The sequence below is a fragment of the Methylophilus sp. UBA6697 genome, assembly GCF_002454655.1.
In the GTDB taxonomy this organism is placed as follows: domain Bacteria; phylum Pseudomonadota; class Gammaproteobacteria; order Burkholderiales; family Methylophilaceae; genus Methylophilus.
Genome location: NZ_DKJH01000032.1, coordinates 1 through 18,948, shown reverse-complemented (window position 1 = coordinate 18,948; position 18,948 = coordinate 1). Strand labels below are relative to the sequence as shown.

Genomic DNA, 18,948 nt, shown 5'->3' with positions numbered 1-18,948 from the left:
GATGCATTTAACCTATATAGTAATTTTCTCTTCACTGCTGGCACTGGGATGCACCCACCAGATCCGTGATGAAAAACAGGCCTCGTTCCAAATCAAGCCCACGACAAATATCGAACTGGTCTCCGCCAGCTCAGCCGCTGACTACGACCAGATAGGCTTGAATTACGAACGACTCAACAATACCGACATGGCGGTGGTCGCCTATCAAAAAGCGTTGCACCTGGAGCCGCAACATATTGCCAGCCTGCAACACTTGAGTGCCCTGCTCATGCGCCACAATCGCACCGATGAAGCGATTGCAGCGCTGGAACAACTGGTCAGCGTTGAACCGAGCGCCAAAAATTATAACAACCTCGGCTTTGCCTATATGCAGAAACAGGATTATGCCAATGCCGAAAAGGCCCTGCATGACGCAATCGCCGCTGATGGCCAGTACCTCAAAGCCCAAAATAACCTGGCGTTATTAGAAATGTCGGTGGCCGCCGGTAAAAATGAGCCGCAGGTCATCGCACAAGCGTCTGCCGCCAGCCAACCGCCACCAGCCACTTTGCAGCAGAAAGGTAAATATTTATACGGTCTGGCGTATCAAAGCAGTCAGCCCGCTGCACCAGCAGATGAAGTGGTCATCGTCGATGCGCAACCAGCCAAAAAGCAAGGATCTGGTGCGTTAAGTGCAATATTGAAATTTCTCTCGCTGGCGCTACTACTCTGATCATTTGTAGCCAAACGCGTGAATGTACATCGTTTTGCAGTAGGTTGTGATTGGTATCACAAATATCACTCACAGCCCCAAGACGCTGCAAACAAAAGGCCTGTCATCAAAAGTGGCAGGCCTTTTTGTTGGTTCAGGCGCGTATGCAATCAGTCAGTATCACCAGGGCCGCTGATTACCCTTAAAAATATAGCGACTCCTGAGACGGGACAGATCGCTCAATCTTCAGCCCCCTGCTGCCTGCGCTTTAACAATGGCAACACATGCTCGCCCAATCTATAGGTTTCTTCCAGATGCGGATAGCCTGCCAGAAAAAACATTGAAATCCCAAGGTCTTGATACTCCTGTATGCGTTTCGCCACATTTTGATAGCTACCGACAATCGCGCAGCCAGGCGGAATGCCGATGTAGCCAAAACCAGACCACACATTGGGATGAATAAAGAAATCCTCAAAGCGCTTTTCTTCTTCACTCAAATAGTCATACTCATGACTCAAACGCCTTGCTGAGCGCAGTCCGGCATGAGCAGCCACCGACTTGGCAGCTTTGGTTTGAATCCCGTCATCAAAGAATCTTCTAGCCTCTGCAAAAGCTTCCTCTTCTGTGGCTCTTGCAATCACATCAATAGATAACCCAAAACGGATCTCTTCACGGCCATATTGTTTAGCTCTATTTTTGACATCCGCAATCAGGGCAGAAATTTCAGCTGGGGTTTCAGCACGCATCAAATAATAGTCTGCATGCTTAGCGCCAAACTCACGGGCCGGAATAGACGAACCGGCGGTGCAGATCAGCGGTAAAGCCGCTTTTTTGTGCGCGCCCTTTCTGCCACCGCCATCGGCTGAATAATACTTGCCGCTAAAATGGAATGACTCATTATTCCAATAGCCTTTCACCACTTGCAAGAACTCATCTGCCCGTTCATAACGATCATCATGTGGGGTGTTATCCCCCACTTGTTTTTGCACCACTTCAGAACCGCCATTGATAATATTCCACACCAATCTATTGCGGCTGGCACGTTGGTAGGTAGCCGCCATTTGCACCGCCGCCCAGGGTGAAAAATGATATGGCTGAAAGGCTGACACAAATTTCAAGCGGCGCGTTTCTCTTGCCAGCAGTGAACACACTGTCCACGGTTCCTCACCACCAGGTGCATTCACCATCAGCACGCCATCAAAGCGGTTGATTTCAGCCGCACGTGCAATCTGCGATAAATAATCGATATAGCTAAAATCATCTTCAACATCAAACTCAGACACGGCACCTGTGCCCTCACCCGGCGTTCTATGCCAGTCACCGCGATTTCTCGGATCTCCTGGCAAATATTGCGTGTCCCCATGCAAAGGTAAACGCGTGAAATATAAAGTATCACTCATGTTTATTTTTCTATCCTGTTCGCGTTGCTTATAAACCAACCACTTTCGCTGCAGCCTGTTTGGCTGCTTCCCGCTTGCGCACCTCTTCTCTGACGGCAGGAATAATGTAACGGCCATAATCAATCGCGTCATACAACGGGTCATAGCCACGATTGAGGAAAGTCGTCACCCCCAGATCGTAATAGGCCAAGAGCGATTCAATAATTGTGTCTGGCGTGCCGACGAGGGATGTCGAATCTGTACCACCACCGATGGCCGTAGAGGTCGCCATAAACAGGGCTTTATCATGTACATCACCTTTTTGTGCAATGGCAAGCTGGCGCTCGGCGCCGCCGCTATTGCCACGGGCACTGGTGAAAGGATTAGGTTGGTAATGTTGCTTTAATGAAGCCACAATATGATTGGCTTTTTCCCAGGCCAATGCTTCTGTCGCGCCAATAATCAGGCGCACCGACATACTTACCCGAGGGGCGGCGACCCCCGCTTTGCTGGCATATGCTTTCAGCTTATTGATCCGCGCATCAATATCTTGCAGCGGCTCAGCCCATAGCGCATACAAATCCGTATGCTGAACAGCGACTTCATATGCCCCGTCTGAAGACCCGCCTAATGAAATTGGGATATATGGCTGTTGCACCGGTTTAATTGGCGAGAAGCCGCCTTTAATCTGAAAGTATTTACCATCAAAATCAAAAGGCTGTTCAGAGGTCCAGGTACGCTTCACAATCTCCAGGTACTCTCCCGCACGTTCATAACGTGCGGCCTTATCTACTAGATGCTCCCCGTGCTCAGGCTCGGGCGCATGACCGGTGACCGTATGCAGCCGGATTCTGCCACCCGTGGTGTGGTCCAAGGTGGCAAATGTCCTGGCCGCCAGTGTGGGCGGGACTAAGCCAGGACGATGAGCCAGCATAAAGCCCAGCTTTTCAGTGTGTGCTGCGGCATACGCTGCTAAAAATAAAGGATCGCCGCCGCCATTAGCGATGAGTACACGATCAAAATCTGCCTGTTCATGCGCTCTCGCGAGATCACGTAAATACTCAAGGTCAATTTTCCCTCTATTCGCGGCCACGGGGGCTAACTGATTTCTGGGGAACAGCCCGCCAACAAACTCTACCGGCATTAAACGCTCTCTTTCAATGTCTTATTTTGATGATTAAAGATTGATATTAAAGATCAACGATAGACGGTGAATCGTTGATTAACTCTTGGGTATAGGGCTGCTGTGGCTGGTCAAGCAAAGTATCAACTTCACCAGACTCCACCACGGCGCCATTTTTCAGGACCAGTACGCGGTCTGCAATCGAACGCACAATGCCCAGGTTATGGGTCACAAAAACAATGGATAATCCATTCCTTTGCAATGACTTGATCAGCTCTAGAATCGCCGCCTGCACTGAAACATCCAGGGCAGACGTGATCTCGTCACAAATCAGTAAACTGGGCTCACATACCAGCGCTCTTGCAATCGATACCCGTTGCAACTCACCACCAGATAACTCCTTGGGAAACCGGTCGGCTAAGCCAGGGTCCAGTGCTACGCGTATCAGTGCAGCGGTAATGATTTCATCACTGTCTTTTAGCTTGTCTGGAAAGTAATGGCGCACCGTATTTAACAGGGTTTGCCTCACCGTTTGCCTGGGATTCAGTGACTGATAAGGATTTTGGAAAATGTACTGAATCTGATGACTAATCGCTGCAGAGCGGCTTCTTGCGGCAAGTGCAAGCGACTGGCCTTTGAAATACAAGCCGCCAGCCGCATTGGCGTTAAGCCCGGCGATTGCTCTAGAAATAGTAGTTTTACCTGACCCAGACTCACCGACCAGCGCGAGGCACTCGCCTTTTTTCAAATGGAATGAAACGTCTTTTAACACCTGCTTGCCATCGTAGCTGGCAAATAAATGCTTAACCTCTAAAAGTGGCGGTTGCGTACCCAACTGAATCACTCGTGATTTAAGCGCTGCGGTGTGATGGTTAAAGCTGAACGGATCCGTTTGCCTCGAGAGGTTGTGACAAGCCACGACATGATCATCACCAATATCGATCTTGTCTAACGGGGGAACGATGGTTTTACATGCCAATGTCGCCAGCTTGCATCTGGGTTCAAATACGCAGCCCTTGGCCCGGGACTGAAGAGAAGGTGCATTACCAACAATGGGCACGGGAATCGACCGCAGGTGAATATCAGGGATTGCACTGATTAAGCCCTGGCTATAAGGATGCCATGGATGCGAGAACATGGCAGCAGCGGTCGCTTTTTCCGCAATGCGACCACCATATAAAACAATGACATGGTCTGCGATTTTTTTAACCACAGCCAAATCATGCGACACATAAATCGCGGCAACACCATAACTTTGGCATAGTTTTTTCACTGTCAGCAACACTTTGGCCTGAGTCGTCACATCGAGCGCCGTCGTGGGCTCATCCAGTACAATCACACTGGGCTTGGTAATGAAGGACAGCGCTAACAACACCCGTTGTTGCTGTCCCCCAGAAAGCTGGTGTGGATAGCGATTCAAAAATGCATCGCCGTGCGAGAGCTCTACGTCTTTTAAAGTATTGATGATTCTCGCCTGTTGCTGCGCGGCGGCCAATGTCGGCGCATGCGTTTTAAGCACATCCTCTAAATGCGTTTTGATCGTGATTAACGGATTTAAGGCTGTGGATGGATTTTGTGGGACATAACTGACCTGCTTGCCCCTCACCCGGCGTAAAGCATTTTCGTCCAGTTTCAAGATATCCAGCCCGGCGACGTTCACCTCCCCCTGTGAGATCTTTGCCCCCTGGCGGGTATGCGCCAGCAAGGCGGTTGCAATCGTGGTTTTGCCCGAGCCTGACTCCCCGACCAAGGCAAGTATTTGCCCTTCAAGCACAGAAAAACTGATCTCGGAGACAATGGTAGTGCCATCGATTAAACTCACACCGAGGTTGTTAACCTCGATGGCCACACTAGGGGTGGACTGCAGCTGTAGACGACTATGCATGTTTGTTTGACTCACTAATTCTTGAGAACTTTCTACCGAAGCCTTCAGCCAGCAAATTAGCCCCCAATGCAAAAAGTGCGATGAATAATATCGGGATCAAAATAGAGAAGGGTTGAATCTGCAGCCCGCCTTTATTTTCATTCACCATCAGCCCCCAGTCGGCCTCAGGCGGTGCAACGCCATAGCCCAGAAAACTCAGTCCGGAGAGCAATGCAACTGACCATGACAGCATGGTGCCCAGATGAATTAATAGTGGCGTTAAAATATTGGGCAAAATTTCCCGCAGTAGGATTTGGTGGTACGGGTAACCCATCATTTCTGCGACTTCGATGTACTCATGTTTTGAAATCGATAAAGCAAGCCCCCTGGTGAGCCGAATCACACCAGGAACAAACGCAATGGCGACAGTAATGGCAATTAACCATTTATCACGGCCTAGCATCGAAACCACTAGCAACACCAGAATCAAATGCGGGAACGCCAGGAAAATATCGGCGACCCAAATAATGACCTGGTCGATCCTGTGTTTGAAAAAGCCAGCAATCAACCCTAATATCACGCCGAGAAACAGGCCCAATAAGGAAGAGGCCAGCGACATCCAGACAATCGAGATGCCGCCATGCAAAACCCTGGACAGGACATCCTGCCCCAGGTAGTCAGTCCCCAACAGGACACCAGTTTGCGGCAAGCTATATCTTGCTCCCACCATTTCCTGGGCTTGGTAAGGCGACAGCCATGGCCCCACGATGGATAACAATAAAATCAATGTAGTGAGGAACAGCCCCAAATTAATTTGACTGTTACTGGTGGCGAAAAACTGTTTGATTGCGCGCATGGTGGGGCTCTTAAAAGGACTCGATTGTCATGAACTCAAGCGGTTCTGAGCTTGGGGGTTAATAGCACGGTCACCACATCAGCCAGCAGATTGATGGCCATCACGCCCGAGGCTAAAAATATAACCACAGCCTGGATCACGGGAATATCCCGAATATCCACCGCAGCATTTAAAGCACTGCCAATGCCTGGGTAGGCAAACACCACCTCGACGACCAACGCGCCTCCCAATAGCACACTAGAGATTAAGGCAATGGCTTGAATGGCAGGAATCACTGCATTGGGAATGGCATATTTCCAGATGATCTGTTTTTTATCGAGGCCTCTTAAATGAGCAGAAATAATAAAGTCTGACTGCAGTACTTCAATGAGAGAACCTCTGATCAAGCGCACCAGATAAGGCAGGCTGGATAAGACCAGCGTCAACATAGGCAACACCATAAACTGCAACTGACTCCAGAGGGGCTGATTGGCTTGAATTAAGGAAACGGCCGGAAACAGATTGAACACCAGGGTTGAAAGCAACATCACCAGGCCATAAGCGATAGCAAAACTGGGCACGGCTTTCACAAAGATAAGAAACGAGATTGTAAGGCGGTCCAATAAGGCATCTTTATGTAAGGCGAGATAGATACCGAGCGTGAATGCAGCCGGGATTAATACCAGCAACGTGAGGCCTAATAAAATCAGGGTATTTTTCACCTTGCCTGCAATCAGGTCGACCACAGGCATCTTGGAGTCGATTGAAATGCCGAAATCGCCCAACAGCGCTGGTTTTATCCAGTGGCCGTATTGCGCAGCCAACGATTGATCCAGCCCTAATTGATGATGCAGTGTTTGAATCGCCTCTTCAGAAGCTTCTGGCCCGAGAATGACGCGCGCAGGGTCAGAAGGGAGCGCCTGTGTGGCCACGAATACGAGGATGGAGATTGCAAACAAACCCAGAATGCTTGAAAGAGTGCGCTTGACGATCCACTTTAACAAGTTGGCAGAAACAATGCTTTTTTTGCGCACATGGCTGGGCGGCGGGCCGGTGTGTTCTGCTGCCTCAGCCAGCCCCAGGGCGATGGGGCCAGCTTTTGCAGGCAACGAGATCCGCGCAGGTGTGACAGATGAAAAATCTTTGAGCTCTAAATTTTGCATAGCGTGATTTACACCGATTGATTCAGCCATAACTTATCAAAACGCCAGGTGGGAAAATGTGAGCGTTCAGGCGTCAGACCGCCCACATGTTTAGCGGCCAAATCCAGCGTATTCACATAGGACCAAATAATGAGCCCACCTTTCTCATGCTGGATTTGCTGGGCTTCATGCACCAATGGCGTACGCTTCTCAAGGTCTTTGGTGGAAATCGCCTGCCTGAAGAGCGCATCAAACCGTTCATCGGCAAAGTGTGTTTTATTGGCGCTGGAAAGAAAGCTGTCGACGGTGGCCGCGGTGTGCAGAAAACTACCGCCAAGTTTGCTATTGCAACTGAGCTGCCAATCTGCACGCTTTGGTCCGCCAAAAGTAGCCGCATCGACCTGATTCACCTTAATATTGACCCCGATTTTCTTCGCTTGCGCGGCAAACACTTGTGCCACCGGGGAACCGCCCACAACCGCAGAGAGCCCCGGCCCCACCGTTAACTCTACCGTTAAGCCTTCATAGCCCGCCTGCTTGATCAGTGACCGCGCCTGCTCTGGATCGTATTGACGCTGCGGGATCGCGCTATTAAAAGTGGGATCTAAAGGCGCGTAAAGGTCATTGGCGATCCGCCCTTGACCAGCAAGAGCACGATCAATGACTTCCTGGCGATCAATCATGAGTCTAAATGCCTGGCGGACACGATCATCCTGAAATGGCGGCAGGCTGAGATTCAAGTCTATGGATTGGAAGCCATGCGTTTGATTGGTAATGACCTGAATCGCCTCATGACGCTTCAAGGCTGTTATTTGCTCAGGCGCCACGCCATTGGCCATATCAATCTGGCCACTTAATAGTGCGGAAATACGTGCATATTCATCTTTAAAATCAATGATTTCCAACTCATCCGGATAAGGCTGTCCAGACTTATAGAAATTCTCGAATCGCGTAAAGACAGAACGCTGTCCCGGTACAAACTCTTTGAGCCTAAAGGGACCGGCGCCCACCGGATTGGTCACCGGATGATAGTCAACCGGGACAATGCCGCCGAAGTTCACCCAAGCATCTGGCAATGACAATAAGCCAGTGCCCCCTCTGATTGGAATCTGCACAGTGCGCTCATCCAGCTTGACCAGGTTGTCCCTGTCAATCCATTTCACATAACCGAGGTATGGTGAGGCGAGCTCAGGGTCAGACAACCGCCGGGTTGAGAAAATCAAATCATCTGCCGTGATGGTTTTACCGTGATGAAACTCCAGGTCTTTTTTCAGACGAATGGTCCACAATGTCGCATCATCATTGACTTCAACCTCTTCGGCCAAAGCCAGATCCGGTGTCATGTGCTCGCTCCACTCCCACAACTTGCTGTAGAGCGCGAAACCACGAATAATGGCACTTGCCGTGGTCGGCTTGTGTGCATCTAAATCGCCGGCCTTGCTGCCATCAATAATGCCCATGCGTAGCCTGCCACCATATTGAGGGGTGGTGGACTGTACAGATGCACGGTGGCCGGTGGCCGCTTTATCGTCCTGGCAACCAGAAAGCAAGCCGCCCCCCAGGAGTAAGCTGCCGCCCAATGCCGCGCCTTGAATCAAAAAACCTCTTCTTGATAATTCGCTGGCCATTATGCTGCCTCCTGCTGGTTCACTTCAGCATCGCCAGTGCGATCACCTCGCAATGGGTAGCTTGATCGACGCACCGGTGATAACAGCGGCACCTCAAAGCCATGATCTAAATCTAAAAGCGGGAACAACAAATCGGCGACACGATGCGCCTCTTCGATCAATGGCCAACCAGATAAGATAAAAGCGTGTGTCCCATTCGCTTCAAACTCTTTAATTCTGGCCGCCACATTTTTTGCACTGCCGACGAGGGTCGTGCCCGACAACGGCGCAACGATGTTAAAGCCGTGCAAGGCAGGCCCAGTCCACACATTAGGATAGATTTCGTAATCTTTGGCCTTTGGCAGATAACCCGCCCTGACCGCCTCAATATTTTTTTGTACCTGAGGATTGTCACTCTTGAAGGTTTCAAAAGTTTCGCCCGGCGGCAACTGCCTGATGATGCAGTCTTTTGCATATTGCACTGAGGTGCGGTCGACTAAATACTGTGCATACTCCCAGGCCTCCTCTTCGGTTTCGCGTACGATAATTTGCAACCGGGTACCAAAAGTGAGTTTCCGGCCATGTTTTTCTGCCTCAGCGCCTACGCGTTTAAATTTCTCGCCTAAGGCAGGCGGTTTATCGGCAAAGCTGAGATAGACATCCAGCAATTTGGCTGCCTGCTCTACCCCTGGTGCTGAGGTGCCAGCTCCCCATAGCGGAATGCTAGGCAAGTGCTGGCTGAGCTGGCCGCGGTTAGGCGTGACCAAGGGCGATGGCTTGGGCGCAATTTTGATATATTTGCCGTCATAGCCACTACTATCGCCCGCATACACTTTGCTGAAAGCATCCCAGTACTCATAACTGAATTGGTAGCGTTCATCATGTTTGATATGAAAACCCAGTGATGGCAACACACTGTCATTACCATTAATGACGTTGTAAATCAGGCGACCACCAGAGAAGCGATCTATGGTCTGCGCAATTTGAGCCAGTTTGGCGGGGGCGATCAGGCCAGGATGCACAGCAGCGACGAACTTCATGCGTTTGGTGGTCGCCAGCATCGAGGCCGTTAAGGTATGCACCTCATCCTGCCCGGTGGCAAGCAATGCCCCGTAAAACCCTAATTTATCAATGGTGCTTGCCAACTGCTGTAAGTGCTCGAACCCAGTGTTCCAGCGACCATCGGCCTCCCATGGCACGGGACCATCGGGAGCAGTGAGATACCATAAAATTTTGACTGCCATTTGTATTCCTCTTACTAAACTAATGAATCATTCACAATCAATATTGACCTTGGCGCAACCTTAAAAACGGTATGCATAGGTCGCCTGAATCGCGAAGGGGGCTGTTGGGGTAATAAACTCGGAAGTGCCGCCAGTTAAACCCGTCACATAATTCTTTTGATTGGTGATATTCAAGAAGCGGATAGAACCATCCCATTTAGGCTGGCGGTAATATACCGTCAGATTCAGGTTATATTCATTCGGCACTTTGACTGTGCGTGCAATATTGGTATACCAGCTACTGGTCCACCAGCCTGCAAGCTCAGCGCCTAAGCCAGAAGGCAGGCGATAATCCAAAAATGCATTCACAGAGTATTTGGGAATGGCAGGCGCAGTGATAGAGCCTGGGGCCGTCGCTCTCGTTAACGAGTTGCCATCGGCAAACACGGTCGCATTGTCAGCCACAAACCCGACTGGCGAGAAGAAGCCTGAAGGGTAGGAGATATTGCTATATTTGGCATTAATCACTGATAGGTTTGCACCCGAACTCAAACGATCAGTCGCCTGGAAACGTATGGCAGATTCCAAGCCTTTCACTTCCAGGTAAGTCATTTTGCCTGTGGTATCCGGACTCAGGTCACGTGTCTGGCGATAGCCGGCCAACGAGATGAATAATTTGTTAGGAATAGGCTCAGACTTAATCCCAACTTCACGCAACTCGCTTAAGCTGTGAAAAGCCAAAGGATTCAGGGTATTGCCAGAAGGCGCCCATGTCAGCACATCGGCAAAACCACCGGTATTTAATGCATAGGAGTGATCATAGGTGTAATAAATGGTGGTGTTATCCAGCGGCTTGAAATAGGCAGAAGCTTGCACGCTAGGTAGCCAGAAGTTTTGTTCATCACTACGTTCTTGCCCTGCCGCGACCACCAAAGGATTCTTGATCTTGGCATTAATATGGGTAGTGTTTAAGCCTAAGTTAAATCCGACCCGCTGATTAATGGCGATATTTTGCTGTGTAAAAAAGGAGCTGCTGGTCCAACTGCCTTCACCGGTATACACCGCACCACCACTGGCAGGAGAGCCCCCTACTTCGGCATACAAGCCATCACCAGCCGGATACATTCTTGGCAAGTTCAAATAGCCAAAATAACTAGACAGTTGAGGCACACCTGCCGTACCAATCCAGGAGCCAGAATCACCCGTCACAGGCAAACCATATAAACCGGCTGGTGTTTTAAGTGACAGTGGTGCAGTTAAGTCATAAGGTGCGACGGTAAAACTGTTATTCGCTGCCAGTGTTTTAAAGCGCTCATGACGAATCGAAAAACCGGTATTGCTGTTGTCCTGGATGTCTAAACCAAACAAGTTGAAGTTGGTTTTTCCCCGCAACTCAAAGCGGTTATCAAAGATCTTGTCTTCAAATTGCGCCAGGAAACTCCCGATGGAGTTGGTGGTGTCTTTTGAATACTGGAAGAAGCTACTATTGACAATAGACCAGTTCGGATTGAGGTCTATGGCGATCTTTAATTGTGAGGTACCACGTTTGGCGGTGTTTTCATCATCCGGGTTTGAGAAGTCATTTCTGGAGACTGAAGTAAGGCCATTACCGGCAAGCGTTGGATCATATACCCAGCCGCGTACCGTGCCTGCTTGCCCAGAGGTCGTGAATGGCGCGGCGACTGCTGCCCCGGCGATAAACTGGCCTTGCGCATTTCGTGTACGTTGCTGCCAGCCGACGACCTGTGAGTTATAGCTGCCATTGGCGTAAACGGGTGAGTAGTATTGCGTCACCCCGCCCACCACCTTGCTAATAATCGGTGTGGCTCGGCCTGCATAATACTTACCGCTATCGATTAAATCTTGTGTCGCACGGTTCCAGCCATGCGTCACATTGAAGTCATAATAGTCATCGTAACTGGCGTTCCAATCAATACGGACGTTGTCCGTAGGCTTGAAAGCTAAAGCACCATAGACTGAATTAAAGTCGTTGCTGACATTTTTGTAATAATCATTCGATCGTTGTGGCGTAATACTGACGCGGTAAGCGACCCTGTCATTGATCGGACCAGTCGTGTCATATGTCACTTTGCCGGAAAAGTAAGAATCACCACTGGGGATCAAAGTACCGAGTTGAACATTGATTTGGCTACGTTGCTTGTCAAAATCAGGTTTTTTGCTGATGTAATTTGCATAACCGCCACTGCGCGAGCTAGGGCCAAATACTTGTGAAGGCGGCCCTGCGACAATATCGACCGACTCAAATGCATTCAGGTTGAACGGATGACGGACATTGTAAGTACGCTGGCCATCCTGGAATATTTCTGAGTTTTGACCGCGGATTAACGGCGCAATAGACACATTCTGCCCACCGTTTCTGGTGATCCCTGGTGCATACTTCACCAAATCATCCGCGGTTTTGATCGGGTCTCGCTCCAGTTGTTCTGCTGAAATCTGAGACACAGAGCGTGTAGTATCCAATACGGTTGTTTCAGTACCGTAGACTGACGAGCTAGGTCGCTTTGGTAAAACGGTTTTGATCTTTTTGCGTTTCACAACCACCGCGCCCAACTCGCTATCTGATTCTGCACTCGTATTGTCTTCTTCAATACTCTCGCTATTTAATTCGACTGACTGCTTACTTGTGGCTTCATTAATATTGGTTTCTGGTTCTTGCACCTCGGCGAATGCACTGCTTGTAGCGATAAAATTAAAAATGGTTGCACTGGTAATTAACTGCTTGAATGCGATTGAACGCCTCTTCTTGACTAACATGCTCTTCCCTTATTACGTTTTATAAAACCGACGATTGCAATTTTTCCAATTGCCTTAAATTTGATAAGGGAGATGGCAATTCACGTGCCAAGCATTTTTTAAAACGATTTACAAATCAAAAAGAATGTCTCAAAAGCATGATTAATTTTCTTCCGGTTTCAACAGGGCTTTATTACGTCGTATAAAGCTATACACATACGACGTTGAAATCTTTTTCGTCAGGTATTGCTCAAGTTCTTGTTTTAAAACCTTCGCATCTATCTCATTGTTTAATGGATACTTTTCTCTAAACCGTGTAACAAACTGAACCTCTTTCTCAGCACTCATCACCACATGATGCCGCCCGCCGCGAGATGCATGTTTTAAGGGTTTTCCATGTAAAAACCGTGAGCGCAACTGTGAAACCCAATTGTTGGAAAAGCCCAACACCTTGGCTGTTTCGTCTATGGCCATCTGATGCGCTGTTGGCAAGATAAACGCTAACGCCTGCTTGATTTGATCTACATTTTTTGACTCTTTGATAATTTGATAAGCCGTTATTTTGAGTTTTTCGTATTCTTGGTCGTCCACCATGTCACCTGCGCTTTATTATTTAGTTTTGATTTGCAATTGAAATTTCTTTTAAAAAAGTAATGTTTATTCATGCGCATTTTTTGCCTCAGTACAAACATACTGTTTGTAAATTAACAGTTAAAACATGCTGAAATTTCATTCTCTTTGAGGTCAATCAACGACAAATTGGCCCACGGATGCTTTATCGTTAAAACATCTCAGCCAAATCATTCATTGACAAGTGATTAATTCGCAATATATATGCCAGACAACCGCGACAGTCCTTGTTTTATCTAAAATCAACATGCGTTGTAGAAGTGGGGATGTTGCTGTGTAGTCACCACTTAACGGGTGACTGATATGAAGCAGTGCTACAAAAAAACATCGCAGCACGCTTGGTCATGGAGGATATTTAAACTTAAAGCAAACACCAGATAGCAAAAAGGCCCCGAACATTGGTTCAGGGCCTTTTTATTTAAAAATGCTCATAGACTGAGCGATTTATGTCGTCACACCATATAAAAGGTTAATCACCCGACACTGACGGAATCTTATGAATACTCAAATCTGCGCCGTCAAATTCCGACTCGGCATCCAGTCGAATACCTACCGTTTTTTTGATCAGGCCATACACAATGGCACCGCCGACCAGTGCAATGACGACGCCTGTGAGTGTGCCGATAAGTTGACTGATAAAGCTGACACCGCCCATGCCGCCTAAAGCAGAACAGCCAAAAATACCGGCCGCCAAACCGCCCCAGGCGCCGCATAGGCCGTGCAGCGGCCAGACACCCAGTACATCATCAATCTTCAGGCGGTTTTGAGTCATGGTAAATGCCCACACAAACAATGTGCCGGCAACGGCGCCGGTGACTAATGCGCCTAGCGGATGCATCACGTCAGAGCCAGCACACACGGCCACCAACCCCGCCAGAGGTCCGTTATGTACGAAACCGGGGTCATTTTTACCTAGCACCAGGGCGGCCAGCGTGCCGCCAACCAGGGCCATCAGCGAATTGACGGCCACCAGACCTGAGATGTTTTGTATGGACTGCGCAGACATGACGTTAAAACCAAACCAGCCAACCGTAAGTATCCAGGCACCTAAAGCGAGAAAAGGGATGTTTGATGGTGGGTAAGCATGCAAGCGGCCGTCTTTGGTATAGCGCCCATTACGCGCACCGAGCAGGATAACCGCCGCCAGTGCAATCCAGCCGCCCATGGCATGCACCACGACTGAACCGGCAAAGTCATGAAAGCCTGCGCCAAAACTGGCTTTTAACCAGTCTTGAAAGCCGAAGTGGTTATTCCAGGCGATGCCCTCAAAAAACGGGTAGACAAAACCGACGATGAGAAAGGTGGCGGCCATTTGCGGATTGAATTTGGCGCGTTCGGCAATGCCGCCAGAGACAATCGCCGGGATAGCCGCGGCAAAGGTTAACAGGAAAAAGAATTTAACCAGGTCATAGCCACTTTTCGCGGCCAATACATCGGCGCCGCTGAAAAAATTGATGCCATAGGCAATGCTGTAACCAATGAAAAAATAGGCGATGGTAGACACACAAAAATCCACCATGATTTTGACCAGGGCATTGACCTGGTTTTTTTGACGTACAGTGCCGACCTCCAAAAAGGCAAATCCGGCATGCATTGCCAGCACCATAATGGCTCCAAGCAATACAAACAAGACGTCATTCGCTGACACTAATGCTTCCATTTCGCTCTCCGACTAATAGTGGTGAAAGTTGGCGTTTTGCCTGATGGCACGCCTTATATTGAATACGCACTATTAAAATGCGCACCAATTTAATGCGCATGGCTAAAGCAAATATCAGACCATTTTTATGTGATTGATTTTAAAGGCACTTACTTTGAGGACTACGCGAAATTGCACCAAAACAGAACCGACAAAAGTGCATTGCACATTTTTGGTGCAATTTTACATAATTTCTGGTGGCTGCAACTGTTTGAGCATTTCAACCGCATCAGGATGCGCCGCCCAAAAATAATAAAACTCGCGCACAGCATTTAAAAACAGGTGACGGGTATTTTTGAGGTTAAACAACGGTAAGGTTGCATCAGCAGTGATACGAAAGGCATTCTTTTCAGACAAAGGGGCTTCTCGCAGGCGTAACAACATGAGTTTCGCCATCCGCGTGCGCAGTTCAATATCCATTTCCTGCTTGTGCTCCATGGACTTGAGCGCTTTGACATAGCCATTGAGCGCCCACAGCTCTGAAGTCTCAAATTTTTCAGACTGCAACGCTGGCCAGACTGACTGTAAATCGATCACGGCCGGCTGCCAGCCGATAGGGTGCAACTCAAAGCCAACCGACTCTGCATATTGCATCACGGCTTTCACATCCCCGCGCCAGAATGGGTAAAACTCACGGATAATGGTGAGTAACTCAGGCCAGCGTTGTGCCGGTTTATCGTTCAGGCAATCATCAACCGCCTGGCGATAGGCCGTGCTGGTACACTCCTGATCTGCCAGCAAAGGGCTTAACTCTGCCAGCAAGGCATCGCGCTGCGCCATAATGGCGGCATCCGCCCCCTTGCCATGCAATAAATTATAATAGGCTTGAATAGCGTCTGCTTCGCGACTTGAACTCATGACAGGTTGCACTGATATAGGAATATGAACTTGAAACATCATACACTGAAACATATGATCGCTTTACGGGAGAACAACAATGGCTGAATGGGCTTTATTAGCCATTTTAATTGCGGGTGCATGGTTTTGGATGGACTCTGTCGCCAAACGCGAGGCGGCTTTAAAGATTGGACGTCAACTGGCAGAGCGTTGCCATTTGCAGTTTTTAGACGAAACCGTTGCCTGCTCGCGCGTGAGCTTTGCCCGGGATGGCAATGGCCGCATGCAATTGCAGCGCACTTATACTTTTGACGTCTCCAGCCAGGGTATAGAACGCATGGCCTGCCATTTGCAACTGCGCGGCGCACAGCTGGTGGCCTGGCATATTCCGCCCTACGCTGCACAGTAATCAACATGGTGGTTGGCCGTTTTGCCCCCTCGCCCACCGGACCACTGCACTTTGGTTCACTAGTGGCCGCGATTGCCAGCTATTGCGATGCTAAAAGTCGTGGCGGGCAATGGCTGTTGCGCATTGAGGACGTTGATCAAACCAGGCACGTGGCGGGTGCCAGTGAAGCGATTATTCATACCCTGCAACACTACGGCTTTGTGTGGGATGACGAGATTGTTTATCAAAGCCAACGCAGTGAATATTACCAAACGGCATTGCAGCAACTGCGCCAGCGCAGCCTGGCCTATCCCTGCACCTGCTCACGCAAAGAGATTACCGATTCCAGCACGCTGCTCGGCATAGAAGGGGCCATTTATCCCGGCACCTGTTTGCAGCATCCAACCAAACCAGGTGCGGCCGCGGCCTGGCGCATTCAAACGGATGCCCAGACCATCAGCTTTCAGGACCTCATTCAGGGCCACCAGCAACACCATATGGCGAGAGACATTGGTGATTTTGTCGTTAAGCGCGCTGATGGACTGTTTAGCTATCAATTGGCGGTGGTGATAGATGACGCCTTGCAAGGCGTGACGCATGTCGTACGTGGCGCTGATTTACTCAATTCCACAACGCGGCAAATTTACCTGCAACAATTGCTCGGCTACCCCACGCCAATCTACGCCCATCTTCCATTGGTATTAAATGCCGACGGACAAAAATTGAGTAAACAGACATTGGCCACGGCATTACCTGAAGACAATCTCGTGGACACACTGGTCGCCGCACTCACCTTTCTGCAACAAGCCTTGCCGGAAAATGCACATTCACTATCCCTGGCAAATCTATGGCAATGGGCGATAACGCACTGGCAGTTGCCAAAAATTACCAGCGCTTAACAATCAGTTTTGCCTGCAAATGGTAAAATGCCGGCATGAACCAAGATCGTAACCAAGACCAATTACACCCGTTTATTTTTGAGCAGTCTGCCGTGCGTGGCAACTGTGTGCAGCTTGACCAAAGCCTGTCGACCGCGCTTGAGCACCAGTCATTACCGCCCGCCCTGAAAAAAGCCATAGGCGAATTCACTGCCGCCAGCGTGCTGCTCACTGCGACGCTCAAAATGCAGGGCAAACTGATTTTGCAATTGCAAAGCCAGGGCGCGCTGCAATTACTGGTGGTGGAATGTACCTCAGGGCTGAATATCCGTGCCACGGCCAAAGTCGGCGCCGAACTGCATGGCGACAACTTGACCGCCTGGCTCAAACAAGGGCAATTAGTGATTACGCTGATGCCAGAAGAGGGTGAACCCTATCAAGGTATTGTGCCGCTAGAAGGTGACAATATCGCCAGCATGCTGGAGAACTACATGTTGCGCTCGCAGCAAATCGATACCCGTTTATGGTTGGCCTCAGATGGCGAGCGCGCCTCAGGCCTGCTACTGCAAAAATTGCCGCAGCAACAAGAAAGTGACCTCGATTGCTGGAACCGTGTGCAGCACCTGGCAGGCACGGTCACCGAACAGGAGTTATTAGACCTGGACACGGTCACTCTGCTGCAGCGCCTGTTTGCAGAAGAAGATGTGCGCTTGTTCAGCGGCCGTGAAGTACAAGCATTTTGTAGTTGCTCACAAACCAGCGTCACCAATATGCTGCAAATGCTGGGCATGGCCGAAGTACGCAGTATCATTGAAGAACAAGGCAGCGTGCAGATTCAATGTGACTTCTGCAACAAGCACTACGTGGTCGACGAGCAGGAAGCGCTGGCCTTATTTGACGAAGACGATGACCACGAGGTCACGCACTAAAAACAGTTAATCCCCCAGCAAGCGTTGGCGCTGACACTCAAACAGCGCCACCGCAGTCGCGGCTGCGGCATTCAGTGATTCCAGCGCCAATGTTCCCTGATGCGCCATCGGAATGGTGATACAGGTGTTAACGGCGGATTGCAAGGCGGCAGAAATCCCCGCGCCTTCATTACCCACCGCAAACAACACCCGCTCACGCAAGGCTTGCTCATACAGACTCTCACCCTGCATGGTCAGCGCCAGCGTGTGGCCATCAAAACTGTGCACCACCTCAACAGCATCCACGCCTTCCACCACCGGCAACACAAACTGTGCACCCTGCCCGCCGCGTAAAGCCTTAGGCGACCAGGCATCGGTACAGCCCTTGCTCAGGTAAGCCACCTGCACCCCGGCCGCAGCTGCGGTGCGTAATATACTGCCCAAATTACCTGGATCCTGAATATCTTCAATCAATAAGGCAAAATCAACCTTTTCAGGCAGCGCGGGTTCAGGAATATCCACCAGCGCCATCACCCCACTGCTAGACGCCACCGGCGCCAGTTCAGCAAACATCAAGGTCGGCAGCAGCATGGTATCCACATCAGACAACTGCTGAATCAAACCAGTCGCCTCCACCGTACTATGCCCTTCCGGGATAATCAGCAAACGCGGCTCACCATAGGTCTGGCAGTATGCCTCGATTAAATGCACGCCCTCGAGCAGTGTTGACGCTGTTTTCCTGCGCTCGCGAGACTGATCGAGCAGTTTGCGTAGCTGTTTGAAAACGGGATTATCGCGGGAAGTGATGTGTTTGAAGGCCATGGTGGGGATTATACGTGAATTGCTTGGGTGGCTGATTTTAGGATTATGGAGAAGCATTATTCTTCTCAGTTTTTACTGTTGCAGGCTCGTGTAACTTACTTTTTCGCCTTGATGGCGAGTCACTTTCTGGTGCTTGTCCCCCAGAAAGTAACCAAAGAGGAAGACACC

Annotated in this window: 16 protein-coding genes; 4 read left to right on the top strand and 12 right to left on the bottom strand. The window is 49.7% G+C overall.

The features are described 5' to 3' along the window. Nucleotide 1 precedes the first annotated feature (1 nt). Nucleotides 2–712, top strand: a complete 711-nt coding sequence (locus B3355_RS09450) for a tetratricopeptide repeat protein (protein ID WP_292783093.1) — start codon at nucleotides 2–4, stop codon at nucleotides 710–712. Nucleotides 713–930: 218 nt separating this feature from the next. On the opposite strand, the gene B3355_RS09445 is transcribed toward B3355_RS09450, so the two are convergent. The 11 genes from B3355_RS09445 to B3355_RS09395 all read right to left on the bottom strand — a co-directional run bounded on the left by B3355_RS09445 (nucleotide 931) and on the right by B3355_RS09395 (nucleotide 15,805). After that, nucleotides 931–2,091, bottom strand: coding sequence for an LLM class flavin-dependent oxidoreductase (locus B3355_RS09445; RefSeq protein WP_292783090.1), 1,161 nt, complete (start codon nucleotides 2,089–2,091; stop codon nucleotides 931–933). 28 nt (nucleotides 2,092–2,119) lie between these two features. Continuing rightward, nucleotides 2,120–3,214, bottom strand: a complete 1,095-nt coding sequence (locus tag B3355_RS09440; protein ID WP_292783087.1) for an LLM class flavin-dependent oxidoreductase — start codon at nucleotides 3,212–3,214, stop codon at nucleotides 2,120–2,122. A gap of 46 nt (nucleotides 3,215–3,260) precedes the next feature. Beyond that, complete coding sequence (locus B3355_RS09435; RefSeq protein ID WP_292783085.1) at nucleotides 3,261–5,078, bottom strand: ABC transporter ATP-binding protein; 1,818 nt, start codon at nucleotides 5,076–5,078, stop codon at nucleotides 3,261–3,263. Further along, nucleotides 5,071–5,913, bottom strand: coding sequence for an ABC transporter permease (locus tag B3355_RS09430; RefSeq protein ID WP_292783082.1), 843 nt, complete (start codon nucleotides 5,911–5,913; stop codon nucleotides 5,071–5,073). Before B3355_RS09430 ends, B3355_RS09435 begins: the two co-directional genes overlap by 8 nt. 35 nt (nucleotides 5,914–5,948) lie before the next feature. Beyond that, nucleotides 5,949–7,055: an ABC transporter permease gene (locus B3355_RS09425; RefSeq protein WP_161792009.1), complete on the bottom strand. Its 1,107-nt coding sequence runs from the start codon at nucleotides 7,053–7,055 to the stop codon at nucleotides 5,949–5,951. A gap of 8 nt (nucleotides 7,056–7,063) precedes the next feature. Further along, on the bottom strand, nucleotides 7,064–8,662 hold the full coding sequence (locus tag B3355_RS09420) for an ABC transporter substrate-binding protein (protein ID WP_292783075.1): 1,599 nt from the start codon (nucleotides 8,660–8,662) through the stop codon (nucleotides 7,064–7,066). After that, entirely contained in the window at nucleotides 8,662–9,885 is a 1,224-nt protein-coding gene (locus B3355_RS09415; RefSeq protein WP_292783072.1) for an LLM class flavin-dependent oxidoreductase, read from the bottom strand. Before B3355_RS09415 ends, B3355_RS09420 begins: the two co-directional genes overlap by 1 nt. A 60-nt stretch (nucleotides 9,886–9,945) precedes the next feature. Next, on the bottom strand, nucleotides 9,946–12,639 hold the full coding sequence (locus B3355_RS09410; protein ID WP_081979335.1) for a TonB-dependent receptor: 2,694 nt from the start codon (nucleotides 12,637–12,639) through the stop codon (nucleotides 9,946–9,948). Between the two features lie 141 nt (nucleotides 12,640–12,780). Continuing rightward, nucleotides 12,781–13,212, bottom strand: coding sequence for a hypothetical protein (locus B3355_RS09405; RefSeq protein ID WP_047517100.1), 432 nt, complete (start codon nucleotides 13,210–13,212; stop codon nucleotides 12,781–12,783). Nucleotides 13,213–13,717: 505 nt separating this feature from the next. Next, the gene (locus B3355_RS09400; protein ID WP_024929273.1) at nucleotides 13,718–14,908 is read right to left on the bottom strand and encodes an ammonium transporter; all 1,191 of its coding nucleotides are present in this window, start codon (nucleotides 14,906–14,908) and stop codon (nucleotides 13,718–13,720) included. Nucleotides 14,909–15,130: 222 nt separating this feature from the next. Continuing rightward, nucleotides 15,131–15,805: a hypothetical protein gene (locus B3355_RS09395; protein ID WP_024929274.1), complete on the bottom strand. Its 675-nt coding sequence runs from the start codon at nucleotides 15,803–15,805 to the stop codon at nucleotides 15,131–15,133. A gap of 79 nt (nucleotides 15,806–15,884) precedes the next feature. On the opposite strand from B3355_RS09395, the gene B3355_RS09390 reads away from it, so the two are divergent. The 3 genes from B3355_RS09390 to hslO are packed head-to-tail and all read left to right on the top strand — an operon-like array spanning nucleotide 15,885 to nucleotide 17,979. After that, the gene (locus B3355_RS09390; RefSeq protein WP_292783062.1) at nucleotides 15,885–16,193 is read left to right on the top strand and encodes a DUF3301 domain-containing protein; all 309 of its coding nucleotides are present in this window, start codon (nucleotides 15,885–15,887) and stop codon (nucleotides 16,191–16,193) included. Nucleotides 16,194–16,198: 5 nt separating this feature from the next. Then, nucleotides 16,199–17,071, top strand: a complete 873-nt coding sequence (gluQRS, locus tag B3355_RS09385; protein ID WP_292783059.1) for a tRNA glutamyl-Q(34) synthetase GluQRS — start codon at nucleotides 16,199–16,201, stop codon at nucleotides 17,069–17,071. Nucleotides 17,072–17,106: 35 nt separating this feature from the next. Then, nucleotides 17,107–17,979, top strand: a complete 873-nt coding sequence (hslO, locus tag B3355_RS09380) for an Hsp33 family molecular chaperone HslO (protein WP_024929277.1) — start codon at nucleotides 17,107–17,109, stop codon at nucleotides 17,977–17,979. A 6-nt stretch (nucleotides 17,980–17,985) separates the two neighbouring features. Here hslO and B3355_RS09375 read toward each other — a convergent pair whose 3' ends face one another. After that, nucleotides 17,986–18,780, bottom strand: a complete 795-nt coding sequence (locus tag B3355_RS09375; protein WP_292783053.1) for a TrmH family RNA methyltransferase — start codon at nucleotides 18,778–18,780, stop codon at nucleotides 17,986–17,988. Between the last annotated feature and the right edge of the window lie 168 nt (nucleotides 18,781–18,948).